We start from the raw sequence: 22,154 nt of genomic DNA, 5'->3' as shown, positions 1-22,154 counted from the left end.
CGACCTGCGAGCCACCGCCCGTCGCGCCCGGCCCCGGACACCCGCGCGCCCGCACCCGCGCCCGGGCCCCAGACACCTGCGCACCCACGCCCGGCCGCCCCCAGGCGCCCCGCGCCTGCGCGCTCCGCGCACCCGGCCCGGTGAAACCGTCCCGCGTCAGGTCCGGCCGCCCCTTGCCCGTGCCCGGAGCAGGTCGGCGAGGAGCACCGCCAGCCCCACCGCGAACCACACGGCGCCGATGAGCTGCGCCGTCTCCGACGCCTCGACGATCACCGCGACCGTCACCCCCATGCCCACCACCGGGATCAGCACATGCCGGACCGGGTGCGGCGCGGCCGCCCGCCGCCGCACCCAGAACCAGCCGATCACCGACGCGTGCAGCAGGGTGAACGCGGTCAGCGCGCCGATGTCCACCACCGACACCAGCCGGTCCAGCCCGTCGTCGCGCCGGGCCGCCCACACGGCCGCCACCAGCGTCACCGTCGCCGACAGCAGGACCGCCCGGCGCGGCACCCCGCTGTGCGGGTCCACCTTCGCCAGCACCCCGGGCAGCCGCCGCTCCCGGGCCATCGCGAACACCAGCCGGCCGGCCGCAGCCTGCCCGGCCAGCGCCGCGAACGCCGCCCCGATCGCCTTGCTCACCGCCACCAGGTCGTGCAGCCAGGAACCCACGGCCGAGTCCACCGCGTCGTAGAAGGCCGGCCCCTGCTTCGCCGGGTCGTCCGCCAGCTCGTCCGCCGACGCCGGCGACAGCAGCGCGGCCAGGTACGCCTGCAGCACGAACAGCACGCCCGCCAGCACCAGGCAGGTCAGCACCGCCCGGGCCACCCGCCCCGCGCCGCCCGCGGTCTCCTCGGCGAACGAGGCGATGGCGTCGAACCCCAGATAGGACAGGACCGCCACGGACACCGCGCCGAACACCGCGCCGGTCGAGAAGTCGCCCTGGCCGCCGAACGGCGACCACCAGTCGCGCTGCGGGCCGCTCGCCGCCAGCTCCACCACCGCCGCCGCCACGAACACCAGCAGCACCACGATCTCCATCGCCAGCACCAGGAAGCCGACCCGGGCCGCGGCCCGCACCCCCCACAGGTTGAGCCCGGTCGTCACCACCACCGCGATCGCGGTCCACACCCACCGGTGCACGTCCGGCACCAGGGCCTCCAGCGCGATCCCGGAGAACAGGTACGCCACCGCGGGGATCAGCAGGTAGTCCAGCATCGCCATCCACCCGGCGATGAACCCGGCGCCCTCGCCGAGCCCGAGCCGGGCGTAGGTGAAGACCGACCCGGCCTGCGGGGCCACCCGCACCATCTGGGCGTAGGAGTACGCAGTGAACGCCATGGCGACGGTCGCCACCACGTAGACCAGCGCGACCGCGCCGTCCGATTTGGCGTCCAGGGTGCCGAACACGCCCACCGGGGCCATCGGCGCGATGAAGAGCAGACCGTAGACGACCAGGTCGCGGAAGGTCAGCGTACGGCGCAGCCCGCCGGTGTCCGCGCCGCGCTCGGACACCGTGGCCATCGTGCCTCCTCGTGCCTCACGTGGCGGATCCAGGCGCTCCGCCCCCAGTCTGGGCCACCGCTCCGCGCTTTCCGGTCTGCGCCACGGCCTTACGATGGAGGGCATGACTGCTACGACAGGCCGCCCCTCGTCCGCCTCCGCCCGTCGGGTCCTGCTCGCCGCCCCCCGCGGGTACTGCGCGGGAGTCGACCGTGCCGTGATCGCCGTCGAGAAGGCGCTGGAGCAGTACGGCGCGCCCGTCTACGTGCGCAAGGAGATCGTGCACAACAAGTACGTGGTGCAGACCCTGGAGAAGAAGGGCGCGATCTTCGTCGACGAGACCGAGGACGTCCCCGAGGGCTCCATCGTGATCTTCTCCGCGCACGGTGTCGCCCCGGTGGTGCACGAGGAGGCCAGGGAGCGGAAGCTCGCGACCATCGACGCGACCTGCCCGCTGGTCACCAAGGTCCACAAGGAAGCGGTCCGGTTCGCCAAGGACGACTACGACATCCTGCTCATCGGCCACGAGGGCCACGAGGAGGTCATCGGCACCAGCGGCGAGGCGCCCGAGCACATCACCCTGGTCGACGGCCCCGGCGACGTGGAGAACGTGAAGGTCCGAGACGAGTCCAAGGTCGTCTGGCTCTCCCAGACCACCCTTTCGGTGGACGAGACCATGGAGACCGTCGACGCGCTCAAGCAGCGCTTCCCCCAGCTGCTCAGCCCGCCCAGCGACGACATCTGCTACGCCACCCAGAACCGCCAGACCGCGGTCAAGCAGATGGGTGCCGAGGCCGACCTGGTGATCGTCGTCGGCTCCAAGAACTCCTCCAACTCGGTCCGGCTGGTCGAGGTCGCCCTGGGCGCCGGTGCCCGCGACGCCCACCTGGTGGACTTCGCCGACGAGATCGACGAGGCGTGGCTGGACGGGGTCGGCACCGTCGGCGTCACCTCCGGCGCCTCCGTGCCGGAGATCCTGGTGCAGGGCGTACTGGAATGGCTCGCCCAGCGCGGGTTCGAGGACGTCGAGGTGGTCACCGCGGCCGAGGAGAGCATCACCTTCTCGCTCCCCAAGGAGCTGCGCCGGGACCTGCGCGCCGAGGCGGCGGCCGCGGCCGGGGAGTGACCCCCGCGGCCCGGGCCGCGGCCGCGCCGCCCCGCGGCGGCCGGCCGGCCCGCGTCCCCGCCGTCCACCGCCCCCGCCCCGCAGGAAAGACGGCCGATCGGCGGGTGGCGCGGGGCGCCGGGCCCTAGCCTTGGACCCTATGGACGTACTCGGTGTGGACATCGGCGGGTCGGGGATCAAGGGAGCCCCGGTGGACCTGGCACGGGGCGAGCTGGCCGAGGAGCGCTTCAAGGTGCTCACCCCCCAGCCGTCCACCCCGGACGCGGTCGCGGACCGGGTGCGCGAGGTGACGGAGCACTTCGGCTGGTCGGGACGGCCGGTCGGGGTCACCTTCCCCGGCGTGGTCACGCACGGCACGGCCCGTTCCGCGGCCAACGTCGACAAGGGCTGGATCGGGGTCGACGTGGCCCGGATGCTCGGCGAGCGGGTCGGCTCGCCGGTCACCGTGCTCAACGACGCGGACGCGGCCGGTTTCGCGGAGATGACCTTCGGCGCGGGGCGCGGCCGTACCGGCACCGTCATCCTGCTCACCTTCGGCACCGGCATCGGCAGCGCCGTCTTCGTCGACGGGCGGCTGGTGCCCAACACCGAGCTGGGCCATCTGGAGCTGGCCGGTCACGAGGCGGAGAAACGCGCCTCCAGCAAGGCCAAGGACGACCACGACCTGAACTGGCAGCAGTGGGCGCACCGGGTCCGCAAGTACCTCGCCCACGTCGAGATGCTCTTCTCACCCGAGCTGTTCGTCATCGGCGGCGGAGTGAGCCGCAAGGCCGCGAAGTTCCTGCCGCTGATCGAGGGCATCAGGGCTGAGATCGTCCCTGCCGAGCTGCGGAACAACGCGGGGATCGTGGGGGCGGGGATGGCTGCCGCCGCGGATCCCCGGGCGGCCCGGAACGCTCCTGGTCCCCGGCCCGCCGGAGCCGGCCCGGACGACGCTCCCGGCCCTGCCGGCCCGGCGTCCCCGGCCGGCGGGACTCCTGGCGACGGCGCCGCAGCCGGCGCCGGTTGACCAGCGCCGCCCGGCGCACCAGCACGATCAGCCCGGCGACCAGGGTCCCCGCGTACAGCCAGCCCGCGTGCAGCGACAGCGAGGTGAACACGCCCATCGCCTGGCTGGCCACCCCTTGTTCGCCGTCGTTGATCGGCACCAGACCCAGCAGGAAGGCGATCGGCACCACCACCGGTGCCATCGCCAGGTCCGCGGGCCGTACCCACAGCCCGCAGACCGCGCTGACCAGCATGTACAGCACCCCGTACGCGACCGGGGAGCCGGACAGCAGCAGGGCGTCCAGGCAGCCGGTGGCGACCATGGCCAGCCCGGCGAGCAGGGCGATGCCGAAGCCGGTCAGCCGGGGACTGGGCAACCGCCGGACGGCGGTCAGCACGGAGGACGCCGCGGTGGCCGGGCGGTGCGCCGGGTGGCCGGGGCCCCGCCCGCCCTCGGCGGCGTGCGGGGCGTGGGATGCGTGGGCGTCGTCGGCGGCGGGTCGCGGCGAGGGGGCCGCGGTACGGCGGGGGGTGCGCGTGCTGTGTGACTCCACCCCACCAACGTAGGCCCACAGGTGTGCGGAACCGGGCGATGGACACGCAGTTTGATCCACCTTGGCGGTGCGTTCGAACGATCGTCGGACAGGGGCGCCGCCGCCGCGCCGCCCTCCCGGGCCCGCCCCGTAGACTGGGGGACCGGCCCTGACCGGGCCCGGTCCCTTTACTCCATTTTCTCGCTACGGGAAGTCGCCACGTGTCGCTCACGATCGGAATCGTCGGTCTGCCGAATGTCGGCAAGTCGACCCTGTTCAACGCCCTGACCAAGAACGACGTGCTGGCGGCCAACTACCCGTTCGCCACCATCGAGCCGAACGTCGGCGTCGTCGGGGTCCCGGACCCCCGGCTGGACAAGCTCGCGGAGATCTTCTCCTCCCAGCGCAAGCTCCCCGCCACGGTCGACTTCGTCGACATCGCCGGCATCGTGCGCGGCGCCAGCGAGGGCGAGGGCCTGGGCAACAAGTTCCTGGCGAACATCCGCGAGTCGGACGCGATCTGCCAGGTCATCCGGGCCTTCAAGGACGAGAACGTGGTCCACGTCGACGGCAAGGTGTCGCCCAAGGACGACATCGAGACGATCAACACCGAGCTGATCCTCGCCGACCTCCAGACCATCGAGAAGGTCCTGCCGCGCCTGACCAAGGAAGCCCGCATCAAGAAGGACGTGGCGCCCAAGGTCAAGGCCGTCGAGGAGGTCAAGGCCATCCTGGAGGAGGGCCGCACCCTGTTCTCCGCCGGCATCGTCCAGGGCACCGAGCAGGCCGCCATCCTCCACGACCTGCACCTGCTCACCACCAAGCCCTTCCTCTACGTCTTCAACGTCGACGAGGACGAGCTGGTCGACGACGCCTTCAAGGACGAGCAGCGGGCCCTGGTCGCCCCCGCCGAGGCGATCTTCCTCAACGCCAAGCTGGAATCCGACCTCGCCGAGCTGGACGAGGCCGAGGCCCTGGAACTCCTCCAGTCGGTCGGCCAGGAGGAACCCGGCCTCGCCACCCTCGCCCGCGTCGGCTTCGACACCCTCGGCCTGCAGACCTACCTCACCGCCGGCCCCAAGGAGTCCCGGGCCTGGACCATCAAGAAGGGCGCCACCGCCCCCGAAGCCGCCGGTGTCATCCACACCGACTTCCAGAAGGGCTTCATCAAGGCGGAGGTCATCTCCTTCGGCGACCTGGTCGAGACCGGCTCCGTCGCCGACGCCCGCGCGGCCGGCAAGGCCCGCATGGAGGGCAAGGACTACGTGATGCAGGACGGGGACGTGGTGGAGTTCCGCTTCAACGTCTGACCAGTTCGTTGCCGCACGTGAGATGGTTTCCTTCAACGTGCAGTTCAGAAGGGGTCGTACTCTGCTGAGTCCGGCCCCTTCCACATTCCCGTGCTGACGTGGTGCTGACTTTTCACTTGCTTCGGGGCGGCGTGAGCCCGTCCAGGTCGATGCTGATTCCGAAGGGCACCGGGCGCCGGAGGGTGCCCCGGAAGATGCCGGCGGGCGCGTAGGCGCCGGTCGGTTCGTCGAGTTCGTAGACATGGACGACGGGCGCCCCGTCCTCGTCTTCGATGCACCAGTAATGCGGGATGCCGGCCTCTGCGTATTTGCGAAGCTTCACGGTGCGATCGCGATGGGCGGATTCGGGGGATACCGCCTCGACGACGAGCTTCACGGCCTCCGGGGCGTACCAGGTGCGGTCGGGGTCGTAGGGCAGGTCCGTCAGCAGGAGGTCCGGCTCCGGGCGGTTGCGGGCATCGAGGCGGATCGTCATCTCACGCTCGACCTCGAAGCCAGTCGGAGCCTGCGCCATGAGCGTGGTGGTCAGGGCGGTGACGAGGCGGCCATGCCACGACCGCTGGGGCGACATCATGAAGACGAGTGCTCCGTCGATGAGCTCGGTGTGGCGGGGCGCCTCGGGGAGGCGGTCCAGGTCCTCCGCGAACCAGCCTTCCGCGCGCGGCGGGCGCATCCAGTCGGGCAGAGCGGTCATGAGCCAACCCTAGCGATTGATGCCGACGAGAGGGGCCCTGCGCCGGTGATCCGTCAGGGCTGCGGGTCGGTGCGGTCGATCCAGGTGATGGCGACGAAGACGTCGTCGGCTACGGGGGCCGCGGAGGCTTCCAGCAGGGACCGGGTGCGGGCCTCTTCGACCAGCTGGTCCCAGGGTGCGGACCAGTCGGGTTCCCAGTCCACGCCGGTGTCGGGGAGACCGTAGGTGCGCCCGGCGTCCACCCGCCAGAACTGGGAGCACAGGACCACCTGGGCATGGTCGGCGAGGTCGTTGACGATCTCGGCGAAGTGGGCCGAGGGCCAGCCGGGGGTGCCGGCCGGGGCGACGTCCTGGAGGCGGGCGGTGAACGGGGGGACCACGGGGGTGCGGGCGCCGAGCGCGGTCAGCGCCCAGCGGATCTCGGCCGGCTCGGCCCAGTCGGGCGGGGTCGCCCGTGCCAGGCAGGCGCGGTAGGCACGGCGCAGGGGCTCGACCGCCTCCTCGATCTCCAGGCCCGCCAGGGCCGTCGCCGCCCATTGCCGGACGGTGGGGTCGTCGCCCTCCAGCAGGCCGATCAGGGCCGGGCCGCACCGGGGGTCCGCGAGCTCCTCGAAGACCTCGATGGCGGTAAGCCGGCCGAAGCCGCCGAGCGAGTGCAGCCCGTCGACGATGGCGGGGATGACGTCGGGGCCGATCCAGATCAGCTCCGCGCGGGCGTCGTAGGAGGCGCCGGATTCACCGTCGAGCTGCCGGACGAGTTCCTCGATGCGGGAGGTCATGACGCCGTGCGGAGGTCGCGGCGCCGGAAGGTGGGCAGCCCGGGTGTCTTGTCCGTGACGCGGTGCCCGCAGCGGGGGCAGGGGTGGCGGTGACTCACCCGCGCAGTCTCACGGACCGCCGGGGCGCTGTGCCACGCATTTCCGCCGCGGCCGGTCAGCCGCCGGGGCAGCGGCCTCCCGCCCCGGCCGGGTCCGCCGCGGGGCCGGACCGGCCCTGGGCGGGTGGCCCTAGGGTGGCGCCATGAAGAAGGTGGATGACGTCGACCTCGAACTGCTCGCGCTGCTCCAGCGGGACGCCACCAGTTCCTATGCCGCGCTCGGCAAGGCGGTCGGGCTGTCGGCGGGCGCCACCCATGAGCGGGTGCGGAAGCTGCGCGAGCGCGGGGTGATCCGGCGTACCGGCGTCGACGTCGACCCGGCGGCGGTGGGCCGGGGGGTGCTCGCCTTCGTCATGGTGGAGTCGACGTCCTGGATGGGGGACTCGGCCGACGCGTTCGCGGCCATTCCGGAGATCCAGGAGGCGCACGTCATCGCGGGCAGTGCGTCGGTGCTGGTGAAGGTGCGCACGGCGACGACCGAGCAGCTCCAGGACGTGCTGCGGCGTCTCTACGCGATCGACGGGGTCAGCGGTACGCAGGCGACGGTCGTCCTGGAGAGCTTCTTCGAGCGGCCGGTGCTGGACGCCGGCCCCGAGGCGGTGCGGGAGGGCTGACCGCCTTCTCCCTGGGACCGGGGGCCGCTCACCTCCGGCCCAAGGCCGTCCGGGCTCCGCGCTCCTCGGGGTCCGGGGCCGCATCCCCGCACCCAAGGCCGCCCGGGGCGGCACGCTCCCTGAGGTCCGGTGCAGTCCTCAGGCCCTCCGGCCCCGGTGCCCTCCCGGTCCCCGCCCTCCCGGCGTCCGGGACCGTCGGGGCCGCACCCTCCCAGGGGGCTCGGAACCCGGAATCCAGGGCCCGGACGCCCTGGCCCGTCAGGCCCCCACGTGCACGTGGTGCAGCGGGGACACCCGGGGCGGGCCGGCGGGGTCGGGGAAGCCGGCTTCCGCGAGGGCGGGCCGCAGGGCCGGCAGGAAGGCTTCCATGGCGGCCGCGGACTCCCAGACGTCCACGACCCGCAGGCCGTCCTCGCTGATCACCGCTGCGTGGCTGATCAGCCCGGGGATGGCCCGGCCGGAGCGGGTGCCGGCGCGGCGCTGCAGCAGGTCGTACTGCTCGGCCGTCACACCGGAGTACTCGATCTCCATCAGCACTGCCATCGCAAGGGGCTCCTTCCGGGTCGCCACCGCGGCGGTGCGCGGGCCGCCGCCGCGCCGCTCGCACCGAACACCGCGCCGCTCCCAGGGCACGCCGCGCCGTTCGCACGGAACACCGCGCCGTTCGCACGGAGCGCCGCGTCGCTCGCACCGAACACCGCGCCGCTCGCACCGAACACCGCGCCGCTCCCAGGGAACACCGCGCCGCTCCCAGGGCACGCCGTTCGCACGGAGCGCCGCGCCGCTCCTACGGTACGGCCGGCGCCTGCCGGGTGCCCGGTGAGCCGGGCCGGCCGGGGCGGCCCGGCGCGCCGACCCGGCGGGCTTGGCACATGCTGGTGAGGAGGACCGTTGGGCGTCCGTGCCGGGAGGGCGCGAGATGGGTGAGGCGACACGGGGGCCTACCGGGGCACCGTGGGCCGACGGCGATGGGGTCGGCGGCCCGGGTGGCTCCGAGCTCGAGGACGTCCTGGCCGCGCACCTCATCGACGCCGTGCAGCACGCCGGTGCCTACGGGGGCGCGGTCTATCTGCGCTCCCCGGACCGGCGGTCGCTGGTGATGGCGATGGTCACCGGTCTGCCCCGGTCGGTGGTGAAGCTGTGGTGGCGTCTCCCGGTCGGCGGCGCGCTGCCCGCGCCGGAGGCGTTCCGGACCGGGCGCCCGGTCCACCTGGCCGACGAGGGCGAGACGATGCGCCGCTATCCGCAGATGCTGGTCGGCCTGCCGTACCGGTTCGCCTCGCACTACCAGCCGGTGTGGGTCGGCGGCGAGGTGGTGGGCGTGATCGTGGTGCTGTGGTCGGTCGCCGTGGAGTCCGCGACGGGTGACGGCGTGCGGGCCCCGATGGCCGCCGCGGAGGCGCTGGGCACGTCGCTGGCCGCGCGGGCGAGGCGGAGCGGGCCGGTCGAGTACGACGGTGAGCCGGTGAGCGTGCGGCTGCCCGGCGAGGTCCCCGGCGTACGGGTGGGGCTGGTCGACTGGAACCTCGACACCGGTGAGTTCCGGGCCGACGAGAAGGCGTGCGCGGTGCTCGGCACCGACCCGGAGAGCTTCGGGGGCACCATCGCGGACCTGCAGGACCGGCTCTGCCCGGAGGACCGGCACGAGCTGCGGGCGGCGGAGCAGGACGCGGAGGCGGAGGGGCTGATCCGGGGACGGATGTTCCGGGTCGCCGAGAGCGGCCCGGTGTACGGGGCGGGCCCGGCCGCGGCCGACGCCGCGGCGGGCCGGGTGAGCTGGGCGGACACCGAGTACGACGATGTGCGGTACCGGCCCGTCGAGCTGTGGGGCCGCACCGTGGAGCTTCCGGAGGAGGGACCGCCGCCCCCCGGCGGCGCGGGGCGGCGCCTGGTGGGGGTGGTGGTGGACGCCGTCTCCGGCACCACCGCGGCCGAGGCCGCCGAGCGGCTGCCGGACGGGGTGTTCTCCCTCGACCAGGACGGCCGGGTCAGCTACGCCAACCGCCGCTGCGAGCAGCTGCTGCGCTGCGCCCGCGAGGATCTGCTGGGCCGCTACCCGTGGCAGGTGATGACCTGGCTCTCCGACCCGGCGTACGAGGACCGCTACCGGGCGGCGATGCTCTCCCAGCAGGCCACGTCGTTCCTGGTGCGGCACCCGGTGGGGGAGTGGCTCGGCTTCCTGCTCTACCCCGACGTGCACGGGCTCACCGGCCGGGTGGTGCCGAGCAGCCCGCCACCGCGGGACCGGGCGGCGGCCGAGACCCCGGTGCCGGAGACCGGGGCGGAGATCTCCACGCCGGTGGCGGTAACCCGCCCGGGCGCCCTCTACCACGTGGTGCACATGGCGAGTGTGCTGACCGAGGCGGTCACCGTACGGGAGGTCTGCCGGGCGGTGGCCGACCAGCTGCTGCCCATGTTCGGCGGCCATGAGCTGGCGCTCTACCTGGTCCGGGACCGGCGGATGTACCTGGCCTGGGAGTCCGGCTACCCGGAGGGCTTCCTCGACCGGTTCGAGGGCGTCGGGCTGGACGTCCGGCTGCCGGGGGTGGAGGCGCTCACCTCCGGGGTGCCGATCTTCTTCGAGTCCCCCGAGCAGCTGGCCGGCGCCTACCCGGGCATCGCCATGGACCGGATGCGGTCCTGGGCGTTCCTGCCGCTGATCGCCTCGGGCCATCCGGTGGGCTCGTGCATCCTCGGCTACGACGCGACGCACGCGTTCACCAGCGACGAGCGGGCCGCGCTGACCGCCCTGGGCGGTCTGGTGGCCCAGGCGCTGGAGCGGGCGCGGCTGTACGACGCGGAGTTCACCCTGGCCCGGGGGCTGCAGGACGCGCTGCTGCCGCACCGGCTGCCCCCGGTGCGCGGGCTGCACGCCGCCGCGCGCTACCTGCCCGGCACCCAGGGGATGGAGATCGGCGGTGACTGGTACGACGTCATCGAGACGGCCGGGGGCGTGGCGCTGGTGATCGGGGACGTGGAGGGCCACAGCGTGGCCGCCGCCGCGGTGATGGGCCAGCTGCGCAGCGCGGTGAACGCGCTGGCGACCAGCGACGCGGGCCCCGCCGAGGTGGTGGGCCGCACCAACAGCCTGCTGGCCCACCTCGACGCCGGGGTCTGCGCGACCTGCTGCTACCTGGAGTTGGACCCGCGCACCGGCCGGGGACTGGCGGTCCGGGCCGGGCACACCTCCCCGATGGTGCGGCATCCGGGCGGCCACACCGAGGTGCTCGACGTCGAAGGGGGCCTGATGCTCGGCGTCGACGCCCACGAGGACTACCCGGTGACGCCGGTGGAACTGCCGCCCGGCGCGGTGCTGTCGCTGTACACGGACGGTCTGGTGGAGCAGCCGGGCCAGGACATCGACGAGGGCGTCCGCACGCTGCGCGAGAGCTTGTCCCGCACCCCGGTGGACTCGCTGGAGGACCTGGCGGACAGCGTCATACAGGTGGCCCGCCGGACGGCGGACCGGCCGGATGACATGGCACTGCTGCTGGCGCGCTGCGCGGGTCGGTGAGCGGCGGGTCCGCGGGCTCCCGCCGCTCGGCGGGCCGGCCGCCCCGGGACCGCAGGCCCACCGCGATCACGGCGAGCGCGGTCAGGGACACCGCGAACAGCAGCCACATGGCGGACCGGTTCCCGCTGGTGAAGAAGTCCCCGAAGACCTGGGAGATCTCCGCGTCGGTCAGTTCGGTGTGGTCCGCGAGGAGTTCGGGGCCGTCGTCCGGGGCGGCGACGACCTCGTCGACCCAGTCGCCGTCGGGGATCCCCCGGTCGGCCAGGTCCTGGTGGAGCGCGTCCTCCGCGGACCAGCGGTACGCCGCCATGCCGGCGGCGAGCCCGAACGCGCCGCCGAGGTTGTGGAAGGTCCAGGAGGAGCCCACGGCGGTGCCGGCCAGCCGCGGCGGGACCGCGGAGAGCGAGGCGACCGTGGCCGGTCCGAGGACCAGGGCCCAGCCGACGCCCATCGCGGTGAACGCGGTGATCAGATAGCCGGTGCCGCGGTCCGGGGTGAGATGGGCCAGCAGCAGCGCGGCGACCGCGAAGGCCACGAATCCGGCGCACAGCAGGCGGTGCGGCCGGTACCGGTCGACGAGCCGTCCGACGAGCGGGGAGAGTACCGCGACCACGGCGGTGCACGGCAGCAGCAGCAATCCGGTGACATGACCCTCGTAGCCGCGTACGGAATGCAGATACAGCGGGATCAGGAAAAGAGCGGTGCAGTAGAAGAAGGCGAGGGAGAAATCGGCGACGATGGCGCTGAGGAAATCCCGGTGCGCGAAGAGCCGGAACTGGATCATCGGATGGCGCACCTTGCGTTCCGCGTGGCAGAACGCGGCGAGCGCGACGCCGCCGCCGATCAGCAGCCCCAGGACGCGGCCCGAGGCCCATCCCCAGCTGTCGCCCAGGGTGAGTCCGAGGACCACGGCCGGCAGTCCGGCGGTGAGCAGGCACAGCCCGACGGGGTCGACCCCGCCGCGTTCCTCGCTGCGCGACTCGCGGACCGTGGGCACGCAGATCAGCAGGGCGACGACGATCAGCGGGACGTTCAGCCAGAACACCCAGCGCCAGCTCAGCCAGCTGACCAGGAAGCCGCCGAGCATCGGCCCGATGGCCAGCCCGAGCCCGTTCACGCCGTACAGCGCCCCGATGGCCTTGCCGCGCTCGTGCTCCGGGAAGGTGGCGGAGACGATGGCGCCGGTGCTGGTGTAGAGGACCGCGCAGGCCGCGCCCTGGGCGAAGCGGCAGATCACCAGCCAGGTGACGTCCTCGGCGAACCCGGCGCCCAGCGAGGCGGCGCCGAACACCACGGTGCCGCAGTAGAGCACCCGGCGGCGGCCGTGGAGGTCGGCGAGTCTGCCCATGGTCACCATGAACATCGACAGGGCGACGATGAACATGTTGACGATCAGCTGGAGTTCGGTGACGGTGGCGTCGAAGTGGCTCTGGATGTCGGGCGCGGCGGTGTTGACGATCGTGAGGTCGATGCAGCCGAGGAAGCTGAGAATTCCCACCCCGGTGAATGCCCACCATTTCCGGTCCGCGCCGGTGCTGCTGTCGGCCATTGCTCTCCGTAGGTCCGCTGCGGGCGCTGGCCGTGTTATTCAACTGCTTTGCGGCAGGCGGGTCGAGGAGAATCGAAGGCCATGTGTATTTGGCATGGTGGTATGCCGTGGAGGCATTCCCGGGCCGGGGTGCGGGCCGCCATGGCACGGCCCGTCGCCATGGCACGGGCTACCCGCCTGGGCACGGCTCCTCGCCACGGCACGGCTACCCGCCTGGGCACGGCTCCTCGGCATGGCACGGCGCGGGCCGCCTTGGCACGGCACGCCGACGTGGCCCGGCCCGCCACGGGCCGCCGCCCGGCACGACCCGGAACGGGGCGGTCCGGCTGCCTTCCACCGGCCACCCACCGGCCACCCACCGGCCCGCGCCAGGGCGGCCTGCCGCGCCACGGCGGACGCGGGCGCCGGCGGACGCGGACGCCCGCGGGCCCGCCGCGGTCACGGCTTGGCGGGCTTGCCCTTCCCGTACAGCCAGGTGTCGAAGAGCGGGCCGAGGTCCTTGCCGGACTTCTTCTCGCACAGCGCGATGAACTGCTCGGTGTCGGCGTTGCCGTGCCGGTGGGTCTTGGCCCAGGTGCGCAGGATGTCGAAGAAGGTGTCGTCGCCGACCGCCCGGCGCACCTTGTGCAGCACCATCGCACCGCGCTGGTACACCGGGGCGTCCAGCAGCCGCGCGGCGTTCGGCGGGGCGGCCGGCGGGAAGTCCCAGATTCCGGTGGCGGCCCGGTCCTTCCCGGTCCACAGGCCGCGGAAGATCTGGTCCGCGTCGCGTCCGTCGTGCTGCTCCTGCCACAGCCACTCGGCGTAGGTGGCGAAGCCCTCGTTGAGCCAGATGTCCTTCCAGGACCGGGGGGTGACGGAGTTGCCGAACCACTGGTGGGCGAACTCGTGGACCAGCAGCAGGGTGTCGGGGGCGGAGTCGAAGTACGGCCGGGTCTGCGTCTCCAGCGCGTACCCCAGGTCCGGGTTGCGGTCGACGATGACGCCGGTGGAGGCGAAGGGGTACGGGCCGAAGGTCTTGCTCTGCCAGTCGAGGACCTCGCTGACGTCGGCGGTGATCTTCGAACTGCCGTCCAGTTCGTCGTGGTCGACGGCGTCGTACTCGGGCACGCCGCCGTCGGTGGTGGTGTCGGTGACCTCGAAGTCGCCGATGGCGACGGTGGCCAGGTAGCTGGCCATCGGCTCCCGGGAGTGCCACTTGAAGGTCCGGCGGTCGCCGGTCTCCTCCCGGCTCTCCAGCACCCCGTTGGACACCGCGGTCTTGCCGTTGTTGGGCAGCGTGACGGAGATGTCGTAGGCGGCCTTGTCGGAGGGGTGGTGGTTGCCGGGGAACCAGGCCATCGACCCGGTCGGTTCGCCGAGCCCGACGGCCCCGTCGTCGGTCGGGACCCAGCCCTCTATCGAGTCGTCCGGGTCCGTGATGGTCTTCGGCGCGCCGTCGTAGCGGATGGTGGCCTTGAAGATACGGCCCTTGGCCAGCGGCGACTTGGGGGTGATGGTGAGCTCGGTGCCGCGCCGGGTGAACGTGGCGTCCCTGCCGTCGACGCTGGCCTCCCGGACGTCCAGTCCGGCCAGGTCGAGGTTGAAGGAGCGCAGGGTGGCGGTGGCGCGGGCGGTGATGTCGGCGGTCGCCTTCAGGCGCCGGGTGCCGGGCCCGTAGTCGAGGGTGAGTCCGTAGTGGGTGACGTCGTAGCCGCCGTTGCCCAGGGTGGGGAAGAGCGGGTCGCCGACCCCGGCCGAACCCGCCCTGCCCTTGGGGGTCTTGTCGGACGATCCGTCGTCGGAACAGGCCGTGCAGGCGAGGAGCAGCGCAACGCCGCACAGGGCTCGCAGCGAAGGACGACGGGACACGGGCGGACGCTCCTCGGGTCGGTCGGCGGGGACTCGGCCCGGGTACGGCGCGGAGTCGTGAGGTGGTCGGTGGTACCGGTGGGGGGTGGCGAGCGGGGACCTGCTGGTGTCGGACTGTTCGGACTGATGATCGCCTGACCGGTATTCAACTGTGGTGGCCGTCGCTTGTCGAATGGCTCCAGGACCCCGGGACGCCGTGTCCGCGGCTTAAACCTCGCTGAGCTGCAGTTCACCACTTCTGGTGATGCTCTGGCCTGTAGTTGCGGCGGCCAAACGGCGGTTGTCAAGCTGTTGCCGACAGTCGAACACTGGGAGTGGACGTGGCTTTTGGCGAACAGCCCGCATACCTCCGCGTCGCCGGTGACCTGCGGAAGCGGATCGTCGCGGGTGAGCTACCGCCGCACACCCGGTTGCCCTCCCAGGCCCGGATCCGCGAGGTGTACGGGGTCTCGGACACCGTGGCCCTGGAGGCCCGCAAGGTACTGATGGCGGAGGGGCTGGTGGAGGGCCGTTCCGGCTCGGGCACCTATGTACGCGCGCGGCCCGAGCAGCGCGCCCTGGTCCGCAGCGGTTTCCGCGGCCCGGTCTGCACGCCGTTCCGGCAGGAGCAGGCGGACGAGGAGCTCCGCGGCTCCTGGGAGTCCAGCAGCGAGCGGGAGGCCGCGGATCCGCTGGTCGCCGCTCGGCTGGCCATCGGGGCGGGGGACGCGGTGATGCGCACCCGCTACGTCTTCCGGACCGGGGGCGAGGTGGCCATGCTGTCCACGTCCTTCGAGCCGCTGGCCCTCACCGGCCGGACCCCGGTGATGCTGCCCGAGGAGGGCCCGCTGGCCGGCCGGGGAGTGGTCGAACGGATGGCGGCCATCGGGCTGGTGGTGGACAACGTCGCGGAGCAGGTCGGGGCGCGGCCCGGGCTCGCCGAGGAGACCCTGGCGCTCGGCGGCGTCCCCGGTCACTACGTACTGGTGGTCTCGCGCACCTTCCACGCGGGGGGCCGGCCGGTGGAGACCGCCGACGTCGTCACCCTCGCGGACCGGAACCGCATCTCCTACCGGCTGCCGGTGAAGTGACCGTGAGTTGACCGGCTGCCGGACCCGGTGACGCCCCGGCGGCTCGCGGCACTGCGGCACGCGGTACGCGGCGCGGCGGCGCGGGCGGCTTGTCATGTCCTGTTCCCGGTCTCCGATACGCGAACCTCCTCGACCCCTGTCCGTATATCGGCGCCAGACCGGGGTCGGGAAGTGTTGGAAACCTCACAGAACCCCTGCTCAGCACCGATTATCGGAATTCGATCACTCGGATCGCTCGTACGATGGCGCGGTTTGTTCCGGTCGCGGGGGGCGAAGGGAGTGCAGGGACGTTGAGCACCGAGCAGGGTTCCCACTCGAATTACCGACGATCACTCGGCACGGTGGCGCTCACCGCCGTCGGCCTCGGATCGATCATCGGTTCCGGCTGGCTGTTCGGCGCGGAGCGGGCGGCCGCTCTGGCCGGCCCCGCGGCGATCCTCTCCTGGGTGATCGGCGCCGTGGTGGCGCTGACCATCGCCCTGACCTACACCGAGCTCGGCGCCATGTTCCCCAAGGCGGGCGGCATGGTCCGGTACGGCCAGTACTCGCACGGCTCGCTCGCCGGCTACCTCGCCGCCTGGGCCAACTGGATCGCCATCGTCTCGGTGATCCCGGGTGAGGCCACCGCCTCCATCCAGTACATGAGCAGCTGGGACTTCGCCTGGTGCGAGGGGCTGTACGACGGGAAGGAGCTGACCGGCACCGGTCTGGCCCTCTCCTCCGTGCTGCTGGTCTTCTACTTCTTCCTCAACTGGTTCGCGATCACCCTGTTCGCCAAGACCAACACCGCGATCACCGTCTTCAAGGTCGTGGTGCCGGTGCTGACCGCCGGCGCGCTGATGCTGGCGCACTTCGACACCGGCAACGTCTCCGACAACGGCGGCTTCGCGCCCAACGGCTGGAGCGCGGTCTTCAGCGCCGTCGCGGTGGCGGGCATCGTCTGGGCCTTCAACGGCTTCCAGTCCCCGCTCAACATGGCCGCCGAGGCCCGCAACCCCGGCCGGTCCATGCCCAAGGCGGTCATCGGGTCGATCCTGATCGCCCTGGTCATCTACATCGCGCTGCAGGTCGCCTTCCTGATGGCCGTCCCGGCGGCCGATCTGGCCGACGGCGGCTGGTCCGGCCTGGGCTTCGACTCGCCGCTCGCGGACCTGTCGATGGCCTGGGGCCTGAACTGGCTGGCCATCCTGCTGTACGCGGACGCCTTCGTCTCCCCCTCCGGCACCGGCATGATCTACGCGGCCACCACCTCGCGCATGATCCACGGTGTCCAGGAGAACGGCCACCTGCCGGGCGTCTTCGGCAAGGTCGACCCCAAGACCGGTGTGCCGCGCCCCGCGCTGGTGCTCAACCTGGTGATCGCCTTCATCTTCCTGGCCGTCTTCCGCGGCTGGGGATCGATCGCCGAGATCGTCGGCGTGGCCACCGTGATCTCCTACATCACCGGCCCGGTCGCGGTGATGGCCATGCGCCGGCTCGCGCCCGGCATGCCGCGCCCGGTCAAGCTGCGGGCGATGCCGGTCATCGCCCCGATCGCGATGATCTTCGGGTCGCTGGTCATGTACTGGGCCCGCTGGCCGCTGACCGGCAAGGTCATCCTGATCATGGCGATCGGTCTGCCGGTCTGGGCCTGGTACGAGCTGCGCAAGCCGTGGGCCGAGCTCCGGCCGCACCTGCTGGCCGGCACCTGGATGGTGGCCTATCTGCTGGTGATGGCGCTGGTCTCGTGGGCCGGCGGCACCGAGTTCGGCGGCAAGGGCTACCTGGCCGAGGGCTGGGACATCCTGGTGGTCTCCGGCATCGCCCTGCTGTTCTACGTCTGGGGCGTGCGCAGCGCATGGCGCAATCCGTCCCTGGTCGAGGTCGAGCGGGAGATGGAGCGGTCCGCCGCGGCGGCCGGCGAGGCGGCCGGGGAGGCCAGGGAGAAGGCTCCGACGGCCGTCTGAACCGCCGGGCCGGCGCGTCCCGGCGGCCCGCGCCACCGCCCCGGTGGCCGGGAAGCGTGCCTCTTTGTGAAAAGTCGTATCCGCTGAGTGAAGGTAGGGCGTACGCTCGGGCATATGCGGATCGGGGTTTCCCTCCGGGAGCCCCGGGGGGCGCACGCCGGGCGCGCGTATTCAGCGGAGGGGACATAGCGATGAGTGACAGCGGCGCCGTTCTGCCATGGCTGGTCATCCGCCAGGACGACAACGGCAACCGCTACCGGGTCGGGCGCTACGCCACCAGGAGCGAGGCGCAGGAGGTCGCCGACCGGCTCGACGCCCGCGGCCACAAGCAGCTGTACCTGGTGGAACGCACCGGGGCGCCCCGCCCGGGGGTCTGAGACGGGCGGTGGCCGGCAGCGGCGGCCACCGCCTGTGCCGCACCGCCCGTGCCGCACCGCCCGGCCGCCCGCGCCGGGCCCGGGCCGGGCTGTCGTAGGGTGCGGCGCATGACGGTGCGTGTGGTGGTGGGCGGAGCGGTGATCGACCGGGGGCGGCTGCTGGCCGCCCGGCGCAGCGCCCCGCCGGAGCTGGCCGGCCGCTGGGAGCTGCCGGGGGGCAAGGCCGAGCCGGGGGAGACGCCCCCGCAGGCCCTCGTCCGGGAGCTGCGCGAGGAGCTGGGCGTCGAGGTGGAGCCGCTGGAGGCGCTGCCGGGGGAGTGGCCGCTGAAGCCCGGGTACGTGCTCCAGGTGTGGACCGCGGCGCTGCGGTCCGGTGTCCCCCGCCCGCTGGAGGACCACGACGAACTCCGCTGGCTCACCCCGGAGACCGTCCACGAGGTGGACTGGCTGGAGGCGGACCGCCCCGCGGTCGCCGAGGCGGTACGACGGCTGACGGCCGGCGGGCGCTGACCCGGGGGTGCCGATCCGGCGGGCTCTGACCTCGGGGCGCCGATCCGGTGGCGCTGACCTCGGGGCGCCGATCCGGGGCGCTGATCCGGTGGGGGCGCCGCCGGGCCGGGCGCCGTCGGGCGGGGGCGCGCCGCGCGCCGGGGTGTGCGGGTTCCGCAGCCGGGGCACGGGTACGCCGAACGTGTCACCGCGACCCCGGGTGAACGGTATTTCAACCCGAATATCGGGTATGTGCTGATTAACCTCCCTGAAGCCGGATAATCCCGGCGGGGCTCACTCTCTGGTGCGGGAAGTGATCGGCGTGAGCGACGGTGCGAAGGCGGTGGCGCCCACCCCTGGCTTCGCCGAGTGGACCTTCCCCGCCGAACCGGACACCGTGCGGGCGGCCCGCGAGCTGGTCCGCGCCACTCTCGGTGACTGGGACCTGGAGTGCGTCAGCGATGTGACCGTGCTGCTCGTCAGCGAACTGGTCACCAACTCCCTCCGCTACGCCAGCGCCCCGATCGGCGTCCGGCTGCGCCACCGCCCCGGCCCCGGGCGCGCGCTGCTCGTGGTGGAGGTCTCCGACCCGCTGGAGGAGCCGCCCCGGGAGCGCTCCGCCGCCCCCGACGACGAGGGCGGCCGCGGCCTGCAACTGGTGGCCCGCGCCTCCCGGCGCTGGGGGGCACGCTGCGACACAACCGGCAAAACGGTCTGGTTCGAACTGGCGCTCCCTGGTTAGGAGACTGTCGAACGTTGTGCTGTTGCGGGGAAGCGATTGCATAACACGGGAACCTGAGTGTGGGATGAGACCGTGCTGTGATCGTGAAGGGCGTGCTCCGGATAGCCGAAGTGCAGGATACTCAGCTGTCTGAGGCCGGTCCGAGACCTGAGCCGGAGGGGACGGGCGCGTGAGCGAGAAGCCATCGGGGGCGCAGATGCCCGACGACATCATTGCTACGCCGATGTGGCAGAGCAGCCCCCCGGGATCGATCTACGAACACATCTGCGTCGCCTCCTTCGCCCTCGGGCCGGACGGCCGCATCCGTCAGTGGAGCGAACGTGCCGCCCTGCTCTTCGGGCTGACGGCTCGCCAGGCGGTCGGCAAGGACCTGGTGGACGCTCTCGTTCCGCCGGAGTTCCGCGACGCCGGCCAGCGCAAGGTCCGCGAGATCCTGGACGGCAGGGAGTGGACCGGGCAGGTGCCCTACCGGACCCCCGCCGACCCGCGGGGGCACGGCCTCGCCGAGATCTACGTGATGCCCTCCCGGGACGAGGACGAGGAGCGCGCGGCGCTCTGCCTCGCGGTGGACGTGGGCACGCTGCGTCGCCTTGAGACCGATCTTGCCGCTTCGCAGGCCGTTTTCGGTCAATCTCCCCTTGCTTTCTTCTTCTGCGGCACGGACCAGCGGATGCTCCGTGTCAACGAGCGGTTCGCGACGGTCTTCGGGCGCCCCGCCGAGGAGTACCGGGGCCTGCTCCCCGAGGACCTGCTGCCGCGCGGCGAGGCCGACCGGCTGAGCGCCGCGATCCGCCAGGTCCTGGAGTCCGGCCAGCCGCTGAACGACATGCAACTGGTCGGCAGCGTGCCCGCCAGCCCCGAACGGCGCCGCTGGTCGATCTCCCTGTACCGGCTGCACAGCGGATCCGGCCGGCCGATCGGGGTCGCCGGGATCGGCACCGACGTCACCGGCCGCCGCCGCGCCGAGATGGAGGCCGCCGGCGTCCGGCGCAACCTCGCGCTGCTCAACGCGGCCGGCACCCGAATAGGCACCTCCCTGGACCTGGAGACCACCGCCCGCGAACTGCTGGACGTGGCGGTGCCGCAGTTCTGCGACCTGGCCGCCGTCGACCTGTACCAGGGGCTGCTGGCCGGCGACGAGGCGCCGCCCGGGCTGGCCGACGGCAGCGCCGAGCTGCGCCGGGTCGCCTTCGCCAGCGCCGTCTCGGACGGCCCGGTGGCGATCTTCGACTGTTGTCGCGCCGACAGTCCGGACCTCGGCCCCGACACCAAGCCCATCCAGGTCGGCGAGGTCCACCGCTACCCCTTCAACTCGCCCTGCGCGGACGCCCTGCGGTCGGCCCAGCCCCGGGTGGTGGCGGGCCGCGACGCCGGGGAGGCGCCGGAGTTCGGCGCCGTGCTCCAGTCCACCCTGGTGGTGCCGATGGTCGCCCGCGACACCGTCGTCGGCCTGGTCCAGTTCTCCCGCACCAAGGGCAGCGAACCGTTCGGCGAGCGGGACACCGCGCTCGCGGTGGAACTGGCGGCCCGCGCCGCGGTGTGCATCGACAACGCCCGCCTCTACCGCCGCGAGCACGAACGCGCCCTGATCCTCCAGCGCAGCCTGCTGCCCCCGGGCGACCCGGAGGCGGCCGGACTGGACATCGCCTGCCGCTACCAGCCGAGCAACGAGGCCACCGAGGTCGGCGGCGACTGGTTCGACGTGATCCAGCTGCCCGGCCACCGCACCGCGCTGGTGGTCGGCGACGTGATGGGCCGGGGACTGCGCGCCGCCGTCGCCATGGGCGAACTGCGTACCGCGGTGCGCACCCTCGCGCTGCTGGACCTGGAACCCGCCGAGGTGCTGTCCGCCCTCGACGAGATCGCGCGCGGGCTGGGCACCCCCGGAGGCACCCATGCCGGGGCCCGGGCCGCCCGCGCCCAGCGGCCCCGGACCGGCTCCGACGGCAGCCCGGCCGATCTGTCCGAGGTGTACCTGGCGACCTGCGTGTACGCGGTCTACGACTCGGTGACCCGGCGCTGCACCTTCGCCAACGCCGGGCACCTGCCGCCGGTCCTGGTCGAACCGGGCAAGCCCGCGACGCTGATGGAGGTACCGCCGGGCATGCCGCTGGGCGTCGGGGGCGAGCCCTTCGAGGAGCTGGAGGTCGAACTCCCCGACGGTGCCCTGCTCGCCCTCTACACCGACGGACTGGTGGAGTCCCGGGACCACGCCCTGGACGAGGGGCTGCAGGCGTTCCGCACCGCGCTCACCACGCCCGCGGACCGGGCGGCGGGCGACGCCGGGGGACGGGGCGGGGACCGCCCGGGGCCCGGTGCGGGCCGCTCCGAGGGGTCCCTGGAGGACATCTGCGACCACGTCCTCGACACCCTCGGCACCCACCACGGGGAGGACGACATCGCGCTGCTCATGGCGCGGGTGCAGGGGCTGCCCACCGACTCGGTGGGGGACTGGCGGCTGTCCGGCGACGCCCGTTCGGTGGGCCGGGCCCGCGAACTCGCCCGCGAGCAGCTGGAGGCCTGGGGCCTGGGCGCCCTGGTCGACACCACCGAACTGCTGGTCAGCGAACTGGTCACCAACGCCCTGCGGTACGGCGAGGTCGGCGTCCCGCCCTCCCAGCAGGGCGGGGAGGTACGGCTGCGACTGCTGCTGGACCGCACCCTGGTGTGCGAGGTGTGGGACGGCGGCCTGGTGCAGCCGCGCCGCCGCCGAGCCCGGGACACCGACGAGGGCGGGCGCGGGCTCCAGCTGGTCGGCCTGCTCAGCGCGTCCTGGGGCAGCCGCCGCACCCCGCACGGCAAGACCGTCTGGTTCGAGCTGGCCCTGCCCGACGGCGGGTCCACCGGACCGGACTCGGTGGAGGCCCTGCTCAGCCTGTTCTGACCGGCGGGCCGGGGCCGGAGGCGGCGCGACGTGCCCTTCCGGCCGGTGGGCCCGGCGGCGGTGCCGTGCCGGGCGGCGCGGCGTGCCG

At 73.0% G+C, this 22,154-nt stretch carries 17 protein-coding genes and 1 pseudogene; 11 read left to right on the top strand and 7 right to left on the bottom strand.

Annotation, left to right across the window (positions count from 1 at the left end; translation table 11 throughout):
- Nucleotides 1–156 precede the first annotated feature (156 nt).
- Nucleotides 157–1,524, bottom strand: a complete 1,368-nt coding sequence (locus ACH4B3_RS03010) for an APC family permease (RefSeq protein WP_398460947.1) — start codon at nt 1,522–1,524, stop codon at nt 157–159.
- 103 nt (nt 1,525–1,627) lie between these two features.
- Here ACH4B3_RS03010 and ACH4B3_RS03005 point away from each other — a divergent pair, with 103 nt between their 5' ends.
- Nucleotides 1,628–2,629 (top strand): 4-hydroxy-3-methylbut-2-enyl diphosphate reductase, encoded by a 1,002-nt coding sequence (locus tag ACH4B3_RS03005; RefSeq protein WP_398460946.1) that lies wholly within the window; start codon nt 1,628–1,630, stop codon nt 2,627–2,629.
- A 139-nt stretch (nt 2,630–2,768) separates the two neighbouring features.
- Nucleotides 2,769–3,638, top strand: coding sequence for a polyphosphate--glucose phosphotransferase (gene ppgK / locus ACH4B3_RS03000; RefSeq protein ID WP_398460945.1), 870 nt, complete (start codon nt 2,769–2,771; stop codon nt 3,636–3,638).
- A 61-nt stretch (nt 3,639–3,699) separates the two neighbouring features.
- On the opposite strand, the pseudogene ACH4B3_RS02995 reads toward ppgK, so the two are convergent.
- Nucleotides 3,700–3,939 (bottom strand): annotated as a pseudogene (locus ACH4B3_RS02995) (DUF6542 domain-containing protein); the annotation flags it as partial.
- Nucleotides 3,940–4,370: 431 nt separating this feature from the next.
- On the opposite strand from ACH4B3_RS02995, the gene ychF reads away from it, so the two are divergent.
- A complete protein-coding gene (gene ychF, locus ACH4B3_RS02990; RefSeq protein WP_398460944.1) occupies nt 4,371–5,459 on the top strand; it encodes a redox-regulated ATPase YchF in 1,089 nt (362 codons plus the stop codon).
- Nucleotides 5,460–5,571: 112 nt separating this feature from the next.
- Here ychF and ACH4B3_RS02985 read toward each other — a convergent pair whose 3' ends face one another.
- Both ACH4B3_RS02985 and ACH4B3_RS02980 read right to left on the bottom strand, forming a co-directional pair.
- A complete protein-coding gene (locus ACH4B3_RS02985) occupies nt 5,572–6,153 on the bottom strand; it encodes a Uma2 family endonuclease (RefSeq protein ID WP_398460943.1) in 582 nt (193 codons plus the stop codon).
- Between the two features lie 53 nt (nt 6,154–6,206).
- On the bottom strand, nt 6,207–6,932 hold the full coding sequence (locus tag ACH4B3_RS02980; RefSeq protein ID WP_398460942.1) for a HEAT repeat domain-containing protein: 726 nt from the start codon (nt 6,930–6,932) through the stop codon (nt 6,207–6,209).
- A gap of 241 nt (nt 6,933–7,173) precedes the next feature.
- Between ACH4B3_RS02980 and ACH4B3_RS02975 the strand changes: the two genes are divergently transcribed.
- A complete protein-coding gene (locus tag ACH4B3_RS02975) occupies nt 7,174–7,644 on the top strand; it encodes an Lrp/AsnC family transcriptional regulator (RefSeq protein ID WP_398460941.1) in 471 nt (156 codons plus the stop codon).
- 258 nt (nt 7,645–7,902) lie between these two features.
- Here the strand turns inward: ACH4B3_RS02975 and ACH4B3_RS02970 are convergent, their stop codons facing one another.
- On the bottom strand, nt 7,903–8,187 hold the full coding sequence (locus tag ACH4B3_RS02970; protein ID WP_398460940.1) for a hypothetical protein: 285 nt from the start codon (nt 8,185–8,187) through the stop codon (nt 7,903–7,905).
- Nucleotides 8,188–8,563: 376 nt separating this feature from the next.
- Here ACH4B3_RS02970 and ACH4B3_RS02965 point away from each other — a divergent pair, with 376 nt between their 5' ends.
- The gene (locus ACH4B3_RS02965) at nt 8,564–11,158 is read left to right on the top strand and encodes a SpoIIE family protein phosphatase (protein WP_398460939.1); all 2,595 of its coding nucleotides are present in this window, start codon (nt 8,564–8,566) and stop codon (nt 11,156–11,158) included.
- On the opposite strand, the gene ACH4B3_RS02960 is transcribed toward ACH4B3_RS02965, so the two are convergent.
- Both ACH4B3_RS02960 and ACH4B3_RS02955 read right to left on the bottom strand, forming a co-directional pair.
- On the bottom strand, nt 11,082–12,707 hold the full coding sequence (locus ACH4B3_RS02960) for an MFS transporter (protein ID WP_398460938.1): 1,626 nt from the start codon (nt 12,705–12,707) through the stop codon (nt 11,082–11,084). The two genes, ACH4B3_RS02965 and ACH4B3_RS02960, sit on opposite strands and share 77 nt — an antisense overlap.
- A gap of 438 nt (nt 12,708–13,145) precedes the next feature.
- Nucleotides 13,146–14,558, bottom strand: coding sequence for a M1 family metallopeptidase (locus tag ACH4B3_RS02955; RefSeq protein ID WP_398460937.1), 1,413 nt, complete (start codon nt 14,556–14,558; stop codon nt 13,146–13,148).
- A 320-nt stretch (nt 14,559–14,878) separates the two neighbouring features.
- Here ACH4B3_RS02955 and ACH4B3_RS02950 point away from each other — a divergent pair, with 320 nt between their 5' ends.
- The 6 genes from ACH4B3_RS02950 (at nt 14,879) to ACH4B3_RS02925 (ending at nt 22,066) form a co-directional block, all read left to right on the top strand.
- The gene (locus tag ACH4B3_RS02950; protein ID WP_398460936.1) at nt 14,879–15,628 is read left to right on the top strand and encodes a GntR family transcriptional regulator; all 750 of its coding nucleotides are present in this window, start codon (nt 14,879–14,881) and stop codon (nt 15,626–15,628) included.
- Nucleotides 15,629–15,870: 242 nt separating this feature from the next.
- Entirely contained in the window at nt 15,871–17,574 is a 1,704-nt protein-coding gene (locus tag ACH4B3_RS02945; RefSeq protein WP_398460935.1) for an APC family permease, read from the top strand.
- A 191-nt stretch (nt 17,575–17,765) separates the two neighbouring features.
- Entirely contained in the window at nt 17,766–17,951 is a 186-nt protein-coding gene (locus tag ACH4B3_RS02940; protein WP_398460934.1) for an SPOR domain-containing protein, read from the top strand.
- 108 nt (nt 17,952–18,059) lie between these two features.
- Nucleotides 18,060–18,461: a (deoxy)nucleoside triphosphate pyrophosphohydrolase gene (locus ACH4B3_RS02935; protein WP_398460933.1), complete on the top strand. Its 402-nt coding sequence runs from the start codon at nt 18,060–18,062 to the stop codon at nt 18,459–18,461.
- 292 nt (nt 18,462–18,753) lie between these two features.
- A complete protein-coding gene (locus ACH4B3_RS02930) occupies nt 18,754–19,182 on the top strand; it encodes an ATP-binding protein (RefSeq protein WP_398460932.1) in 429 nt (142 codons plus the stop codon).
- 223 nt (nt 19,183–19,405) lie between these two features.
- Nucleotides 19,406–22,066, top strand: coding sequence for a SpoIIE family protein phosphatase (locus ACH4B3_RS02925; RefSeq protein ID WP_398461562.1), 2,661 nt, complete (start codon nt 19,406–19,408; stop codon nt 22,064–22,066).
- Nucleotides 22,067–22,154 lie beyond the last annotated feature (88 nt).

The organism is Streptomyces sp. NPDC018031 (assembly GCF_044327625.1).
GTDB lineage: Bacteria > Actinomycetota > Actinomycetes > Streptomycetales > Streptomycetaceae > Streptomyces.
Note: the sequence above shows the minus strand (reverse complement) of the source record. Positions and strands in the feature narration are given on the sequence as shown.